The organism is Belliella filtrata (assembly GCF_022549775.1).
Classification (GTDB): domain Bacteria; phylum Bacteroidota; class Bacteroidia; order Cytophagales; family Cyclobacteriaceae; genus Belliella; species Belliella filtrata.
Window position 1 is genome coordinate 35,835 of record NZ_JAKZGP010000035.1, and the last position, 16,852, is coordinate 52,686.

At 37.9% G+C, this 16,852-nt stretch carries 13 protein-coding genes and 1 other RNA gene; 8 read left to right on the forward strand and 6 right to left on the reverse strand.

What is annotated here, in order from left to right:
- Position 1: 1 nt before the first annotated feature.
- From MM239_RS13290 to MM239_RS13305, 4 genes are all read right to left on the reverse strand, one after another.
- A complete protein-coding gene (locus tag MM239_RS13290; protein ID WP_241348738.1) occupies positions 2 to 1,126 on the reverse strand; it encodes a DUF4221 family protein in 1,125 nt (374 codons plus the stop codon).
- Between the two features lie 65 nt (positions 1,127 to 1,191).
- Positions 1,192 to 1,785, reverse strand: coding sequence for a DUF3109 family protein (locus MM239_RS13295; RefSeq protein ID WP_241348739.1), 594 nt, complete (start codon positions 1,783 to 1,785; stop codon positions 1,192 to 1,194).
- Between the two features lie 42 nt (positions 1,786 to 1,827).
- Complete coding sequence (locus MM239_RS13300; RefSeq protein ID WP_241348740.1) at positions 1,828 to 2,295, reverse strand: hypothetical protein; 468 nt, start codon at positions 2,293 to 2,295, stop codon at positions 1,828 to 1,830.
- A gap of 207 nt (positions 2,296 to 2,502) precedes the next feature.
- Positions 2,503 to 4,926 carry a TonB-dependent receptor gene (locus MM239_RS13305; protein WP_241348741.1) on the reverse strand — a complete coding sequence of 808 codons (2,424 nt, stop codon included), beginning with the start codon at positions 4,924 to 4,926 and terminating at the stop codon, positions 2,503 to 2,505.
- A gap of 254 nt (positions 4,927 to 5,180) precedes the next feature.
- On the opposite strand from MM239_RS13305, the gene rnpB reads away from it, so the two are divergent.
- Both rnpB and MM239_RS13315 read left to right on the forward strand, forming a co-directional pair.
- An RNA gene (rnpB, locus tag MM239_RS13310) (RNase P RNA component class A) lies at positions 5,181 to 5,600 on the forward strand.
- 27 nt (positions 5,601 to 5,627) lie between these two features.
- Complete coding sequence (locus MM239_RS13315; protein ID WP_241348742.1) at positions 5,628 to 6,785, forward strand: sigma-54-dependent transcriptional regulator; 1,158 nt, start codon at positions 5,628 to 5,630, stop codon at positions 6,783 to 6,785.
- Positions 6,786 to 6,974: 189 nt separating this feature from the next.
- On the opposite strand, the gene MM239_RS13320 is transcribed toward MM239_RS13315, so the two are convergent.
- Entirely contained in the window at positions 6,975 to 7,970 is a 996-nt protein-coding gene (locus MM239_RS13320) for a LuxE/PaaK family acyltransferase (protein WP_241348743.1), read from the reverse strand.
- 71 nt (positions 7,971 to 8,041) lie between these two features.
- Here MM239_RS13320 and MM239_RS13325 point away from each other — a divergent pair, with 71 nt between their 5' ends.
- From MM239_RS13325 to MM239_RS13340, 4 genes are all read left to right on the forward strand, one after another.
- Positions 8,042 to 8,716 carry a hypothetical protein gene (locus tag MM239_RS13325; protein WP_241348744.1) on the forward strand — a complete coding sequence of 225 codons (675 nt, stop codon included), beginning with the start codon at positions 8,042 to 8,044 and terminating at the stop codon, positions 8,714 to 8,716.
- A gap of 573 nt (positions 8,717 to 9,289) precedes the next feature.
- Positions 9,290 to 9,850: a porin family protein gene (locus MM239_RS13330; protein WP_241348745.1), complete on the forward strand. Its 561-nt coding sequence runs from the start codon at positions 9,290 to 9,292 to the stop codon at positions 9,848 to 9,850.
- Between the two features lie 397 nt (positions 9,851 to 10,247).
- On the forward strand, positions 10,248 to 11,888 hold the full coding sequence (locus MM239_RS13335; RefSeq protein WP_241348746.1) for an acetolactate synthase large subunit: 1,641 nt from the start codon (positions 10,248 to 10,250) through the stop codon (positions 11,886 to 11,888).
- Entirely contained in the window at positions 11,885 to 13,282 is a 1,398-nt protein-coding gene (locus MM239_RS13340; RefSeq protein WP_241348747.1) for an aldehyde dehydrogenase family protein, read from the forward strand. The genes MM239_RS13335 and MM239_RS13340 overlap by 4 nt, the downstream gene beginning before the upstream one ends.
- A gap of 213 nt (positions 13,283 to 13,495) precedes the next feature.
- Here MM239_RS13340 and MM239_RS13345 read toward each other — a convergent pair whose 3' ends face one another.
- Entirely contained in the window at positions 13,496 to 14,827 is a 1,332-nt protein-coding gene (locus tag MM239_RS13345; RefSeq protein ID WP_241348748.1) for a rhamnogalacturonidase, read from the reverse strand.
- A gap of 132 nt (positions 14,828 to 14,959) precedes the next feature.
- Between MM239_RS13345 and MM239_RS13350 the strand changes: the two genes are divergently transcribed.
- Positions 14,960 to 15,526: a YdeI/OmpD-associated family protein gene (locus MM239_RS13350; RefSeq protein ID WP_241348749.1), complete on the forward strand. Its 567-nt coding sequence runs from the start codon at positions 14,960 to 14,962 to the stop codon at positions 15,524 to 15,526.
- A gap of 40 nt (positions 15,527 to 15,566) precedes the next feature.
- Positions 15,567 to 16,640: an MBL fold metallo-hydrolase gene (locus MM239_RS13355; protein ID WP_241348750.1), complete on the forward strand. Its 1,074-nt coding sequence runs from the start codon at positions 15,567 to 15,569 to the stop codon at positions 16,638 to 16,640.
- Positions 16,641 to 16,852 lie beyond the last annotated feature (212 nt).

Genomic DNA, 16,852 nt, shown 5'->3' on the forward strand with positions numbered 1-16,852 from the left:
ATCACTGCTTTTTCAACAACCTGAATTGTAACTTCTCTTCATCCAGTGCGGGGTTATCTGGATGATCTACAGAAAACCAAATGCCTTCTTGGCTGTCAAAAACATAATTACCGTTGGCTTCATTTTCTGGAAGTGTCAGCTCTCCAGTTTTAGCAAATTGCTCATCAAGAAAAACAAATGCCCAGCGAGAAGGAACGTATTGCCTCATTGCATCACCACCTTCTAGCTCATCTTCAAACTTTGCAACTCTTACGTATGTATTTTGCTGAGGGAGAAAATGAATACTTTGATAACTATCCGTATAATTGATCAACCTCATGATCTCATCCATATCTTCAAAAATATCCCTATCTGAAACGGGAGGGTCAGGTGAAAACTTTGAAAAAGAAGCATCAAACTTACTAAGCCCCTTACCTTTGTAAACATAGATGTCTTTGTAATTGTGATTGATAATGATCTCATTGTTTTTGCCTTTATTAATGAAAGGCATGATAAACTTATTAAGATTAGTTCCTAAGTAAGTTTTGTCATAGAAGCTCAACTTTTCAATCCCGTGATTTTCAAGATCATAAGACACAAGGTTCGGAATTGCAGAAAGTTCATCAATTGAAAGTGAATTGTACCGAAACACCATCGGGAATGCAGCTGTATAATATTTCCCATCAATTATCTGAAAGTTGTAAGATATAAAGTCAAAATTTTCCTCAACAAAACTAGATGAATCAAATGTTATGTCTTCAATTATTTTTCCTTCACGGTTGACTTTGTATATGTGGCTATTTGAAGAAGATAGCCATATATTATCCTCATCATCAATCAAATAATCAGAAACTTGGCCTGATATCCCATTGGGCCCTTCCTTGTCAATATGGATTAAAAAGGACATTTGATGTGACGCTTTATCAAATGCTGCTAATGAAGAAAGGCTATAATTATAAAAATACACGTGGTTCCCTTGGTTTTTCATCCCTAAGTTGAAATGCCCCCACCCTTCAGGTAAATCGAATGAAATCACCTTTTCTGTCAATTCATATGGTTCATCTCTAACATTTCCCTCATCAGATTTTGGATTGCAACAAGCAAATGCAAGAAAAGTAAAGCGTAATAAATAATTGGATCGCACCATATATTTAGAGATTTTAGATTTTGAAAAGAACCCCTAATATACCAATACTTTTAGTTATTGAAAATTTATCCTAGCTTGATTTCTTCTTTAGATTCGCCATCTTCGATTTCTGCCACTAATTCATCATACCAATCAGCACCAAATTTTCTAATCAACGCATCTTTCAAAAATTTATAAACAGGGACTCCAAGCTGTGTTCCTAGTACACAAGCAGCACTGCATATATCCCATCGATCATAATTCAAAGCTTCAAAACCATCATATTTCTTTACCCTAATCGGATATAAATGGCAAGAAATAGGTTTTTTGTAAGCAATCTTTCCATCTAGATAGGCTTGCTCTATCCCACACTTGAGTACACCCTTTTCATCATAAAGTGCATAGGCACATTCCCTATTATCGCCAATCGTAGGCGTTCCTTTATCACCATCTTTATCGATTACCCAAGTACCCTGCCTGTCTATTGCATCCCTACCTTCCTGTGTGATATATTCTTTCACAATTGGATAAATCTCTTCTATGATTTGCGTCTCTTCGTCTTCCAAAGGCGCTCCAGCATCACCCTCTACACAACATGCACCTTTGCACTTTTCCAAGTCACAAACAAAAAACTGATCTTTTATATCATCACTGATCACAGCATTACCTACTAGTATCATCTTTTATCATTCTTTGCACGCAAAGCTACAAAAAAGGATTTATCATTCAACCGCATTAATGTTACCAGTCATTGCAGCATGCCTTCCGCACATGTAGGGGGCGATTTGAGTTGCGAGTTCTGGTGTAAGTGTAAATAGCATCGTTGAATCAGTAGCTACAAAATTGACCGAAGGATTATCTTCAAAGCTACCAACCACATCATTTTGAGCTAAGAGCGTAGTATTTGCAATGCCCATAATTAAAAAAGGGTGCGCTCTACCAGCTTCATTTTTGATTTTATACCTCGACCCGATTTTCAAAGTAAGTGCTGTATTTTCGACATTCAGGTTTGCTTGTGCTCCTTCTCCCTGGATTGCAGAGAAAACATATGCTGTTGCTCCAACATTATTAATTGTAATAGTGGAATTTACAAAGTTTGGGTCTGGTATGTTATCCTGTTCTTCTGTACAAGCAAAAATAACAGACACTATAAATATTGTGGCGGCAAATAATTTGAAGTTGGTTTTCATATTTCTCTCTTTATGGCATGAGATACGATGAAATCCAAAGCTTTGGTTGTTAAAAATCATAATGGGACAAAAAAAGAACTGCCTCGACTTTTCGAGGCAGTTCAACCCAGCACTATGAAGAAAAGCTTTTTAAAGCCTTACTATGATTACTAAACAGCACTTGATTAATATTGTTTAAGAAGTTCTAAAAAAAATATTATTTTTTTTCTAGAACCTAAATTCATATCCTGCTGTGATAAATCTAGGCAAACCTACTTGAATACCTTGGGGTCTCCTTGAAGCAATATATCTTCTATCCGTCAGGTTCTTTACGGTAATATTAAACCTTGAATTCCACCTTTTGACATCATAACCTATCATGGCGTCCAACAAGGTATAACTATCAATTCTACCGTTTCTACCATCCAAAGTTGGCTCAACCCTATTCAACTCATCGCCAAACTGATCGCCTACATAATTTAGCGTAAGTCTTCCGATAAAACCACCATTAGTTTCCACAGTCAAAGCGGAATTTACAAACCAATTAGGTGCATAAGGTGTCCTGTTTCCATTGATATTGACATCATTGATAAACCTATCTGCCGCATAAGTTGACATGGCGTAGGTAGCATTGATATCGTAATTCAACTTGGTTCTACTCAATCCAAATAAATTCCCAAGTTCAAAAATCACAGCTGATTCAACACCTCTGTGTTTGGTAGCGCCTGCATTCACTACTCCAAAACCCAATCCTCCAGCAGATTCTGCAACTGGAATGATTTGATTGCTAAAATCCATCCAGAACCCTGTCATTTCGACAAATAACCAATTTCCAATCTCGGAACGAAGACCTAATTCATAATTCACACTTTCTTCAGCATCCAAGTCTAACACATCGCCCATTGCAGTAATCGCATCTTTTGTCCTAGGAGGAGCATATCCTTTGTGAACACCACCAAAAATATTAAGCTTCTGATTTGGTCTATAATTGAAGCCCATTCCTGGGATAAGCTCATGAATCACATTACCTGCCAACAAGACTGTATCTCTTATCCCTATATTTTCAAAGTTCCTTCTCCTGATATCTCTTTCATAATTGAAGTTCTCATACCTCACACCTATATTTAGATCTACCTTTTTGCTTATGGCAAATTTGTTTTGAGCATATGCAGCAAATGCTTCTCCTGTTCTTACCTCATCCTCTACCAAGTTACCGCTTTTCACACCTGCTTGGGTTCCATTTACCCTTTGCTCATTAGCTTGTTCATAAAGTAATCTTGTACCTACGATCAATTCATTTTTGATATTGAAAAGTCCATGATCCACTTCCAATCTCGGCTCAATCCCACCCACTGTGAATTGACGATTTCTATTACCCGTGGAATTTCTCATGAAAACAGCCCCACCTGGAATAGCAGTATCTCCCCATACAACACCTGTCCAGTTTCCTGGAGGTGTATTGGTCTCATTTATTTGAAAATCTTGACGATTCCAATTCCTCGTAGTAGTATAAGCATAAGCAATGGTATTCAATCGAACATTTTCATTGAACCTGTATTTATGGCTGAAGCTTATTGAATACCTAGAAACATCAAGCTGATCATCAGGTGCCATCCTAGTGAAATCCTGTCCTCCTTGATCATACATCACCTGATTCAGTCCTATATAAGTAGAGTTTGACACCTCATTGTATAATCCTAGCTTCAATCCTAACTCTGATTTATCATTGATATTAAAAAGGAATTTGGTATTGAAATCAGTGATATCAAAAGATGTAGGCCCAACATTGTCTGCACGTTTTTTAAGCAAATTCACTTGCATACCTGTATTTCCAAATGTATTTCCGTAATTAACCAAGCCTGAAAAGAATCCACCTTGACCTCCTTGAAGACGCACCGAACCCTCTTGCTCTTGGGGAGGATTTGGCGAAATATAATTCACCACACCTCCTATAGTCTGTGGACCATATAGAATCTGACCAGATCCTTTCAAAATCTCAACGCCAGCCATTCTGTCAATAGCAGGGGTATAGTACATTTCAGGCTCTCCATAAGGTGATAACGCTACAGGAACACCATCTTCAAGCACCAAAACTGACCTACTCCTATCGGGATCAAGTCCCCTAATGCCTATATTCACACGCATTCCTACACCTTCCTCATCCACCACATGTACTCCTGGTGATCTTCTAAGCACTTCATTACCACTCAATGGTGATATGGTATTGATTTCTTTCTGATCTATGAACGTTACAGACCCTGGTACTTTACTGAACACCCTGTCTTTAGATGAAATTACAGTGACTTGGGGCATTTCAACTCCTGTTTCTTCAAAAACCAACTCAAGCTCATTTACTTCTCCTCCTCGCACTTCTACTGATTTTGTAAAAGTCTTGTACCCTACAGCTGACACTTTCAATAAGTACAAACCATCTTCTAGGTCAAAAATCCTAAAGCTACCGTCAAGTTTTGAATAAGCTCCTTTTACCGTACCAACTACGGCAACATTTGCATAAGGAATGGTCTCACCATCCATAGACTTCACTTGTCCCGAGATCACTAAAGTGTGATCTTCATTTTCATTCACAGAAATTGCCAGTGTCGGTATGGTGATCAAAAGGAATAGATAAGTAAAAACTGTTCTGATTTTCATCTGAGTTGAAGTAATTATTATTCTTATTTAGATTTAATTCAATTAGTGCGCAAATCTAAAACCTATTTATACTTAATCCAAATAAATAGCAAACGCATTAATACATTTTTCCCAAATACAGGGAATGTGCCACCCAGTATTAATTTTCAACTTCCGGCACCATTCTTAGCCATTGTTATCGCTTCGGATAATCATATTGCGATTCTTATCATACTGTTAGGAACAATTCAGGGAAATATTTCCTTACTTTGCAATGTGCAAGCTGGCTTGTCGCTGTTTCGAATATCGGAAGAGAGGAAAGTCCGGGCAACAAAGAGCGCCATACTTCCTAACGGGAAGGGATCATATTGGAAACGGTATGGTTACAGAAAGTGCCACAGAAAATATACCGTCCTGTCCTGATAGCTATCGGGATCGGGATAAGGGTGAAATGGTGGGGTAAGAGCCCACCGTGCTGATGGTGACATCAGTAGCAGGGTAAACCTTATGGGTTGAAAGACCAAATAGGCTCCGATCTAAGGGCTGCTCGTCCAAATTTCTCTTTGCGAAGAGAAATCATCGGAGTGGGTAGGTTGATGGATTCCGATTGTGAAGTCGGAACTAGATAAATGACAGGCAGTTTGATTGGGAAACCAATAGGACTACAGAACCCGGCTTATAGGCTTGCACATTTTAATTTTAATAAGACAAAAAACTACTATATGCCTAAGATCCTAATTATAGATGATGAAAAAGTCATCAGAGCAACACTCAAAGAAATATTAGAATACGAAAAATATCAAATATCTGAAGCTCAGGATGGTCAAGAAGGGTTAAAAAAAATTCAAGAAGAAGATTTTGATCTTGTACTTTGTGATATTAAAATGCCTAAAATGGATGGTATTGAGGTATTGGATCATGTATCAAAGCTTGATAAGCAGCCGCAATTCATCATGATATCTGCCCATGGATCTATAGAAACTGCCGTAGAAGCAACAAAAAAAGGAGCTTTTGATTTCGTTCCTAAGCCACCTGATCTAAACAGACTTTTGCTCACCGTAAGAAATGCTTTAGATAAAAAGAACTTGGTGACTGAAACGAAAGTATTGAAGAAAAAGCTTTCGAAGAAGTTGGACATGGTTGGTGAGTCTGGTGCGATACTTCAAGTCAAAGAGACGATCGAAAAGGTAGCTCCTACAGATGCTCGGGTACTGATCACTGGTCCTAATGGCACAGGAAAAGAGCTTGTAGCGCATTGGCTACATCAAAAAAGTAATCGAGCTTCTGCTCCATTTATCGCTGTAAACTGCGCAGCTATTCCAGCTGAATTGATCGAATCAGAGCTTTTTGGTCATGAAAAGGGTGCATTTACATCTGCCATGAAACAGCGTCAAGGTAAATTTGAGCAAGCAAATGGTGGGACGCTTTTCTTAGACGAAATCGGAGACATGAGTCTATCTGCTCAAGCCAAAGTACTTCGCGCCCTGCAAGAGCACAAAATCACCCGAGTAGGTGGAGATAAAGATATCAAAGTAGATGTACGTGTACTTGCCGCCACCAATAAAGATTTGAAGAAAGAAATCGAAGAGGGAAACTTCAGAGAAGATCTTTATCACAGGCTGAGTGTTATCTTAATTCAAGTGCCCGCTTTAAGAGAGAGAAATGAAGATATTCCTTTGCTAGTTGAAAAGTTTCTGGAAGACATATCAGCAGAGTATGGTACTGCCAAAAAAGGTATAGATAAAAATGCAATAGCCAAGCTTCAGGAATTTCCTTGGACTGGAAACATCAGAGAATTGAGAAATGTGGTAGAAAGATTGGTGATCCTGGGAGGTCAGTCAATCAGCCTTGATGATGTAAAAAAATATGCTGACTATTGATAGTCAGCATATTTTTTACCCTTTGATTTCTTTTGAATCTACTGCTTTGGCATACGCAGGACATGGTCTGCTAGATGCACAAGATGCCAACGCCAACATACCTACGCCTAACACTACAATTACTAATCTTTTCATCGACTTCATTTTTTAACAAGTTCAAATATGTCTATTTCTCTGAGGAATACAAAATTAATTCAGCATTAAGTTGCAGCCTCTAATTTCACTATTGTCAAATCTTCCCAAAACCTCCAAGAAACCATCTTGATCAATCTTACCAAGGTCTTGGGTTTCTATAAAAGCACAGGAGTGAAAATTTGCCAAATCTATGACATTTATACCCCCTTGTGCTTTTTTTGAAAGGGAAAAAGGGTCATTGGCATCTCTGATCAATACCTTCATTGTAGCTGGTAAGCTATACTTTCCTTGTCCAGTCGAATATGCCTGTGACATCAATTCGGTCATACCATATTCGGAATGAACAGTACTTACGCCAAAAGAACTTGTAAGTATATCATGAACCTCTTGCCTGATCATCTCCTTTCTCCTACCCTTCATCCCACCAGTCTCCATTACGATTAAGTTATCCATTCTGGGAATACTGATATGGCTTTCTGCAATATCCAAAAGTGCAAAGGTCACACCTAACAGAAGGACTTTTCTATTTCCATTCTTCAACTCTAGCAGTTTTTCGATCAGTTTCGCATGATCATAAAGGTAAGTGCCCGAATGCTTAGATTGAGATTGGGCTATAAAATATTCAGCCATAGATACCAAAGAGCTCCCAGGTCTTTCCATATAGGCTGGTAAAAGTGCTAGAACATGAAAATCTTGAATACTTCCATATTCATGCTCAAAAAGTCTTAAGGCATGTTGAAGATAGAATTCTTCCGACCAAATGTAATGCTTACTCGTCACCGTTCCTGTGGTACCACTTGAGGAATAATACTTAGCATACTCACTTAAAGGACCTGTGACCACTTGGTGATCTTTGAAAAATTGAATTGGCAAAAATGGTATCTGATCAATATTTTTGACTGAGGATGGGTTTATATTTCGATAGGCCAAATATTTATTATAAATCGGATTGTGTTCTGCCTGAAACTGAAATAGTTCTAAGGCCAAAAGATCAAAATCAAAATTTGAAATATTTAGTATATATTCTGAAAAACTTTTGAAATAATTCATCGTTTTATATTTTGCTATCACAAAATTAAGCAAATTTACCTTTGAATAATCTTTTACCAACAACCTTAGGCATGAGAAGTTCCAAACTCTTATTTTATGCGATAATCTTTGCTTGCAGTTTAAATGCTTGTATTTCGCCGCCAAATGATTTTCCAACAGTTCCAGAGATTGCATTTGAAGGAATGGAATTTGTCAATAATGCTGGTGTAGATTCACTTATTGTTTCCATAAGTTTCAAAGACCAAGAAGGTGACTTGGGGCTCAACGCCACTGACCTTAACCCACCATTCGATGAACTGATTTTTTTACGAGATAATGCAGGATCACTTATAACATACAGCCAAAGACCTTCAAATGCTCCTTCATACAATCCCATCGATTGGGCAATTAATCCTCGTGTTAATAATGTTGTAGTTAATGATACAATCTGGGTGGAAGTCAACCCGAACCATTTTAATATTTTTGTTAATTTTTTTATCAAAAGAAATGGTGTTTTTAGTGAGTTTAGATGGGAGGACGCACCTTACTTTACTACTTTTAATGGTAGATTCCCTAGAATACTTCCAGATAATAGAACACAAGGTGTGGAAGGAACGATACGATACAGCATGAGATCCTTTGGTTGGGAATCAATATTTAGAAATGACACCATCAGAATTGACCTACAAATTCAAGATAGGGCTCTCAACCGAAGTAATATTGCATCAAGCCCAGAATTGACGCTCCAGCAGATCACTAGAAATTGATATAGATTGCAATCCTTGTAGTTTTAACCCCAAGTCTTATTTTGCAAATAATAGGTACTTGGATCTTACTTCAAATCTTTTCAAAAAAGCAAAATTGAAGCTCATCCATCAAATTGCTAGTCAAAAATCAATTAAATATCTAAATGAGAAGTTGGCGTATTTTTTGACATATCTATCATAAATTAAATATCAAGAAATGTTTTCAAACCTCACTACTAAAAATTAACCTAATAGACAGGCCATCGAAAAACACATTTTAGTCAACAATCTCATTTTTGATAAAGTACAATAAAACAAACAGGTTCAGGCTTCAGAAACCGTTGATTAAGAAATCCTAACATTTTTCAAATAGCTTATTTCTCTAATTATCAAAAATTGTAATACCTTTTTCAATTACACATTCGTTTAGAAACTGAACATAAAATAATTTTTAACCTTATTTGAAAAAATTATCAGCCAACACAACCTTTTTGGCAAGGATTATGTTAAAACACCTTAAAATTTTGTTTACATATTTCAATAAATGCAGACTAAGCACTGCAAGAATCAATTAAAACCTTAAATATAACAAAAATGAAAAAGACGATTTATTTTGCCTTCATCCTAACAATGATTGGCTTTTCGGATTCTTTTGCTCAAGGCTTAAACTTCGGTATCAAAGGTGGAGCAAATATTGCAAACTATAGTGGGGATATATCTACATTCAGTTCTGAGAGCTTCACCTCATATCATGCAGGTGCATTTGTAGAGCTAGGTTTAGGAAGCAATTTCTCCATTCAGCCAGAGTTACTTTACTCTACAATAGGTTCAAACATCTCTTTCAATGATGCAAGAGAAGATTTCAAAAATGAGTTAGGGTACATTTCAGTACCTGTGCTGGCAAGAGTGTATTTGATTCCTAATAGGTTAAGTTTAGATTTTGGCCCACAGGTCTCTTTCTTGATGAACCAATCTGAGAATGTAGATATCTCAAACTCTAACACTTTTGATTTTGCGGTATCAGGTGGAGCTACTTTACACATCTTGGGTCCATTGTTTATCCAAGGAAGATACAACCTAGGTCTTACAGATGTAAAACCGGATGCTGATGTAACAAATAGAGTCGTTCAGCTTTCCGCTGGTCTTAGATTCTAATTAAAATCAATTTAAAATTCCTGCCATTCTTTAACTAATCAATAGGTAAACAGCAGGCTAATATTTTACATTAACTTGACCTTGAGCCAAGGTATTTAAGACATGTCTCACCAATATTTCTTAAGACTAATGGCTCAGGGTCATTTTTTTTATATAGTTTCTCATTTATTTTATCAAGGTGTCATCTATGGCAGTTGAATTGTGGTTATGTTGAAAGATCATTGATTTGAAATCATTTTGATAAAATGATAGTTGTAATAGTATCAATCGTTTTTCACCTATTTTCAAAACAACCACAAAAAATAGAACCGCATGAAAAATTCATACCCAGAAATAAAGAACACAATGATCTGATTTTGGGAACGGGTTTCTATTTGACCACAACAAACAAAAACATATGAAAGCATCTGACCTTTTTGTCAAAGCACTGGAAAATGAGGGAGTCGAATATATTTTTGCCGTACCTGGTGAAGAAAATTTGGACCTTCTCCAATCTTTAAAAAAATCTAAAATCAAATTGATCCTTACTCGCCATGAACAAGGAGCGGGATTTATGGCAGCAACTTACGGGAGATTGACAGGAAAGCCAGGTGTTTGTATGGCTACCCTCGGTCCTGGTGCCAGTAACCTGGTAACACCCGCTGCTTATGCCCAGCTTGGGGGAATGCCCATGATGATGATCACAGGACAGAAACCCATCAAAAAAAGTAAACAGGCTAGGTTTCAGATCATCGATGTAGTCGATATGATGAGGCCTATCACCAAATACACCAAACAAATCGTCAACAGCAACAACATTGCCTCCCAAATCAGAGAGGCGTTTAGGATAGCACAAGAAGAGAAACCTGGTGCTGTTCATTTAGAATTCCCAGAAGATATCGCACAAGAAGAATGTGAAGACCTGGTATTTCAAGTGACTGGCCATATTATTCCAAAACCAGACGATAAAGCCATCTCTGATGCAGTTGAGATGATAGAGAAAGCAAATAAACCTTTGCTACTCATAGGAGCTGGAGCCAATAGAAAAGTAACATGTGAAGCACTCAGGGCATTTGTGGACCATACAGGTATATACTTTTTCACCACACAGATGGGCAAAGGAGTAATTGACGAAAGACATCCAAAGTATCTGGGCACAGCGGCACTTTCAAGCAATGATTTTCTACATGCAGCGATAGACGAGGCTGACTTGATCATCAATGTAGGACATGATGTGATCGAGAAGCCGCCATTCTTTATGAAGCAAGGAGGCAAGAAAGTCATTCATGTAAACTTCTCCCCCGCCGAAGTAGACCCTGTTTACTTCCCTCAACTCAATGTAGTGGGAGATATTACCAATGCTATTAAGAAAATAAGTGATGATATAAAGCCCCAAGATCACTGGGACACCACGCTCTTTGAAAAAGTGAAATCTGAAGTGGCTGGTCATTTGAGCAAGTATTTTGAAGACACCAGGTTTCCGATGCTTCCCCAAAGGCTGGTTAACCTATTACGAAATAAACTTGCGTCCGAAGACATCATCACTTTGGACAATGGAGTTTACAAACTTTGGTTTGCAAGAAACTACACTTGTCACAAGCCAAACACCCTTTTACTGGACAATGCACTGGCTAGCATGGGAGCAGGATTACCTTCAGCCATGGCTGTCAATATGCTTTACCCAGACCGCAAGGTAGTATCTGTGTGTGGAGATGGTGGATTTATGATGAATTCGCAAGAGATAGAAACAGCCGTAAGACTAAAGTTGAACCTTACTGTCATCATCCTCAATGATGAAGCTTACGGAATGATCAAGTGGAAACAGGAAGATATGGGATTTGATGATTTTGGTTTGGACTACAAAAATCCAGATTTTGTACAGTATGCATCAAGTTATGGGGCGAATGGCTATAGACCAGAAAGCGATCAAGATTTTCAAAAAACGTTAGATCACTGCCTTGAAACTGATGGTGTTCACTTAATAGATCTGCCTGTGGACTACTCCCTCAATCATCCTATTTTAAATGTAATGTTGAAAGAAAAAGCTAACAAATTATGAGCAATCAAAAACTAGAAGTTTTCAATCCATACAACCTAAAGCTAATCAAAGAAATCTCCGTAGTGGGAAAAGAAGAAGTCAAAAAAGCTTTGGAAACTGCCCACAACTTATTTTTAGACCGGTCAAAATGGATTCCTGCACATGAGCGCATCGAAATTTTGGAAAAAGTCCAAGAGATCATGAAATCCAAGGTAGAAGAACTCACAAAAACTGCTGCAGAAGAAGGTGGAAAACCTTATCAGGACTCCAAAGTAGAAGTTCTCCGTGCTATCAATGGCGTCAAAATAGCAGCTGAGGAAATCGCTCGTCTCAATGGTGAACAAATTCCAATGGGAATCACAGCATCATCCGTTGGAAGAATAGCATTTACCACCAGAGAACCCATAGGAGTCGTTGCTTCTATATCTGCTTTCAATCATCCGCTGAACCTTATCATTCACCAGACTGTAACTGCATTTGCTGCAGGCTGTCCTGTGATTGTAAAACCTGCTTCTACCACGCCGCTTTCATGTTTGAGTTTTGTAGAAATTCTCAAAGAAGCAGGAGTACCAGAGGGATGGGTACAGTGCCTTATCATGGACAATGAGGCTGCAGAGACTGTAGTCACAGATAAGCGAATCAACTACCTTTCCTTTATAGGATCAGCCAAAATAGGCTGGTATCTAAAATCTAAACTTGCACCAGGCACCAGGTGTGCCCTAGAGCATGGAGGAGCAGCACCTGTCATTGTAGAGCCTGATGCAAATATCGAAGACATGATCCCTGCATTGGCCAAAGGTGGATTTTATCATGCTGGACAAGTATGTGTATCTGTACAAAAGGTATACGCTCATGAATCTATCGCTAGATCAGTAGCAGAGCAAATCGCTAGAGCCGGTGAAAAAATGAAAGTGGGTGATCCCCTCGACGAAGCTACGGAAGTGGGACCACTCATTCTCCCCAAGGAAGTAGACAGAGTAGAGGAATGGGTGGAAGAAGCCAAAGCTAAAGGAGGTGAAATCCTATCTGGTGGAAAAAGAATATCCGAGACTTGCTATGCACCCACGGTAATATTCAACCCACCTCAAAATGTAAAAGTCTCACAAGAAGAAATTTTTGGTCCAGTTGTATGTGTTTACAGCTACAGTGATAGACTTGAGGCCATTGAGAGCGCCAATTCACTGGACTATCATTTTCAAGCTGCTGTATTTACGCAAGACATAGACATCGCACTAGATACTGTGCAAAGACTTAATGCCACTGCTGTAATGGTCAATGACCACACTGCCTTTAGAGTGGATTGGATGCCATTCGGTGGTAGAGACTCTTCTGGCGAAGGACTCGGAGGCATTCCTTATTCTATGCATGAAATGACAAGGGAAAAACTTATGGTCATCAAAAGCAAGCTGCTTTAAAGGTCGTCGATCCTAGATTTCAGATTATAAATTTTAGATTGTATTGAGAAGACCTGTCAGGGTTTCGACTACGTATTGTGAAAGGGCAATTATTTCACAGATGCGATAGGTGATAGAAAACCTGACAGGTCTAAAATATATTGATTGAAGTTCCGATAGCTATCGGGATTAGATTGTAGATTGTGTTTGACGCTCGAATCTTGTTTCTTGTTTCTAATCTTTCCCTTCTGAAAAGTCAATTTTCACATTGATGGTCTTAAGGTTTTTAATGTAATCTAAGTTATACTCCTTGGGTTTGGATACGTCAATATGTATATTTTCTAAAGTGAAATTAGCAAGACTATATTGATCTGATTCTTGAGAGTTAAAAACAATGTCACATGAAAGCTTGATGTTACGAAGGGTAATATTACTCGCAGAAGAGAAGCGAATACCTTCTTCTCCTTTAAGATCAAAAAACTGCGTCCATGGCTTGATGTATAGCATATTAGAAACATTCCCTTGAATATCTTCAAGTAGGATATTTTCATAAACTTGTGGAGTATCTGGCCTCATTTTCAGCCAAAGTAGCCTTGTAGCTTGAGATACTTTCGTTCTTCTCAGAATTATATTGTTGTTATGGACAGACTCACTTCCACAAGTCAAAGCACTGTGACAAAACCCAAACTCACAATCTTCTATGATAATATTGTAATTCCCTCCATTGTTTTCATCCTGATCTGCATGCGGCCCCTTCCCTCCTTTGAGTGCTATTGCATCATCATTAACTGACATAAAACAATTCTTCACAAGTACATTTGTACACACATCCAAATCTATAGCATCAGAACTCGGTGCCTTTTCATGGGCAGGACTGTGAGGTGCGTAGATATACAAATCTAAAATTTTCACATTTTCACATTTGTAATAATGAGAAGTCCAAAAAGGAGAATTTATCAACCTGATCCCAGAGACTTGCACATTTTTACTATTTGAAACAAACAATAGCCGAGGTCTCATTTCATCCAAGTTAGTACATTCGGGGTTAAATGCTCTTCTTAGCCAGAAAGATCTCCAATATCTCAAACCATTACCATCCAATGTCCCTTTCCCTGAAATGGTGAAACCGTCTAAACCATCAGCATTTACCAAAGCGGCAAAATACTTCAAATTCTGTCCTTCAATTCTGGTATCCAAAAGATCGAAATGGCTAATATCATCGCTGCCCCTAAGCACAGCTCCCTGCTCAAGATGAAGGTGAGTACCTTGTTTAAAAAATATTGAACCACTTAAAAAAACTCCCTTGGGAACAATCACTACACCTCCTCCTTCTTCATAAGCCAAATCAATTACTTTTTGTATCGCTTCTGTCTGGAGTACTGTACTATCCATAATAACAGCATAATCTGTCAATCTATAATGCTTTCCTAGCTTGTCAATATCTGTAGCCACTACTTCCCCAAACCAAGCTGGAATCACTGAACCGTCTGGAAACACATCCTGCTGGGCTTTGAGCCCATTAGGAATTAAAAAAATGTAACATAAAAGAGCAAGGTAAATTTTCATAGATAAATTTTTGATTATAAAGAAATTCAAGTCTAATTAGCAATTTAAGACACGTTCCTCGAAAAGGAATCCTGCTATGTCTGGTTTTAAAGTTTGAAGTGATGTAAATTAAGATTTTAACCCTAATTGGTTATGGCTAAAGAAAACAAATGGAAAGAAGAACTCGAACTATTAAAATCAATCATTGAACAAAAAACACCTCTTCAGCACGGGATTAAGTGGGGCGGCGATGTTTATATGTTTGAAGGAAAAAATGTAATTGGAATCAGTGGTTTCAAAAACCATTTTGGGGTTTGGTTTTTCCAAGGGAAATTCATAGATGACCATCAACAAAAGTTCATCAATGCACAAGAAGGTAAGACCAGTGCTATGCTCCAGTGGAGAATGACTTCTGCTGAAGACATTGATGAAAAAACACTATTAAATTATATTAGTCAGTCCATCGAAAATGAGAAAAAAGGAATAAAACATACTCCTCAAAAGGCAAAAAAAGCCGAATTGACTGGTGCTTTAGCCACTCACATGGAATCAGATTTAGTTCTAAAGAAAGCCTTCGGGACATTAAGCCCTGGCAAACAAAAAGAATACTTGGAATTTATCAACGCTGCAAAGAAACCCGAAACGCAACAGGCCAGAATAGTTAAAATCAAACCTTTGATTCTTGAAGGAAAAGGGCTCAATGATAAATACAAAAAATGAATCGGCAACCAGACAATAACTTTTTCAGTTTAAACATATCATGAAGTCCAAATACCTTTTCATATTTATCGTTCCTATTGTTGTCTTACTCATGATCTCAAAAACAACTGAAGAAGTAAAACCTTCTCATAAATCAAATCCTGACTTAGCAACCATTCCACCAAGTTCTGACTGGTTGGGGACACCCGTAGATGAAAAAGGTAGATTTACGAACTTGTATCACGATTTTGAATCATCAATAAAAGATGTCTTAAAGTGGAAAATGAGTGCAAACCCACAAAAGGATGAAAAGAAAAATGACAATAGGTCTCTGCCCATCAGCAAAACCAATTTTGACTTTAGTGGAAATGAAGATTATCTCATATGGCTTGGCCATGCAAGCTATTTGATCAGGGTAGACGGGGTTACAATGATTACTGACCCTTTGCTTGAAGACAATCTTTTTCTAAAACGAAAAAGTGAACTCCCTTTCCCCCTGGAAAACTTCCCAAAAATTGATTTACTATTACTCTCACATAATCACCGAGACCACTGTGACAAATCTGGGATTTCGTGGGTGGTAGCGCAAAATCCTGATATAGAAATTCTAACAGGCCTAGGAATGAAAAATGTGATTTCCTCATGGATTAATGATCAAAAAACTCAAGAAGCAGGTTGGTTTCAAACCTATAACACAAGCCCTTCCATTAAAATCCATTATGTCCCTAGCCGACACTGGTCAAAAAGGTCTTTGAATGATGATAACAAGAGCCTTTGGGGCGGATTTTTCATAGAAGGAAAAAATCAAAGCATCTATTTCATGGGAGATAGTGGGGCAGGTCCACATTTTGAAGATATCAAAAATGCATTTGGTTCACCTGACTATTGCCTCATGGGCATCGGGGCATACAAACCCGAATGGTTTATGCACCAAGCACACATCAGCCCAACTGATGCCATTGAAGCTTTCAATACGCTGGGCGGGGAGTACTTCATCCCAATGCATTATGGGACTTTTGACCTATCAGACGAACCCTTGCTGGAGCCTTGGGATGTAATCTCTTCCTCACAAGAAAAAATCAATGGTCAGCTTATTGAGCCAGTTTTAGGAAGCAACCTTATTCAAGCTCCTTGATTTCATTATGCCATTTACCATCATTGGTTTAAAAAGGTTTTGGCACTGAATCAAACACTTCATTAAATCACAATACATGTCTAAAACTCAGCAATTCCGATTTTAAATAATTGAAGTAGTTTGATCAATTTGCTTTAGAAAATAGACATAGGATTCCCATGACCCTGTTTCCAGGGAATTCTTTTTTTTAATTAAACCAGTTTTTGTGTTTT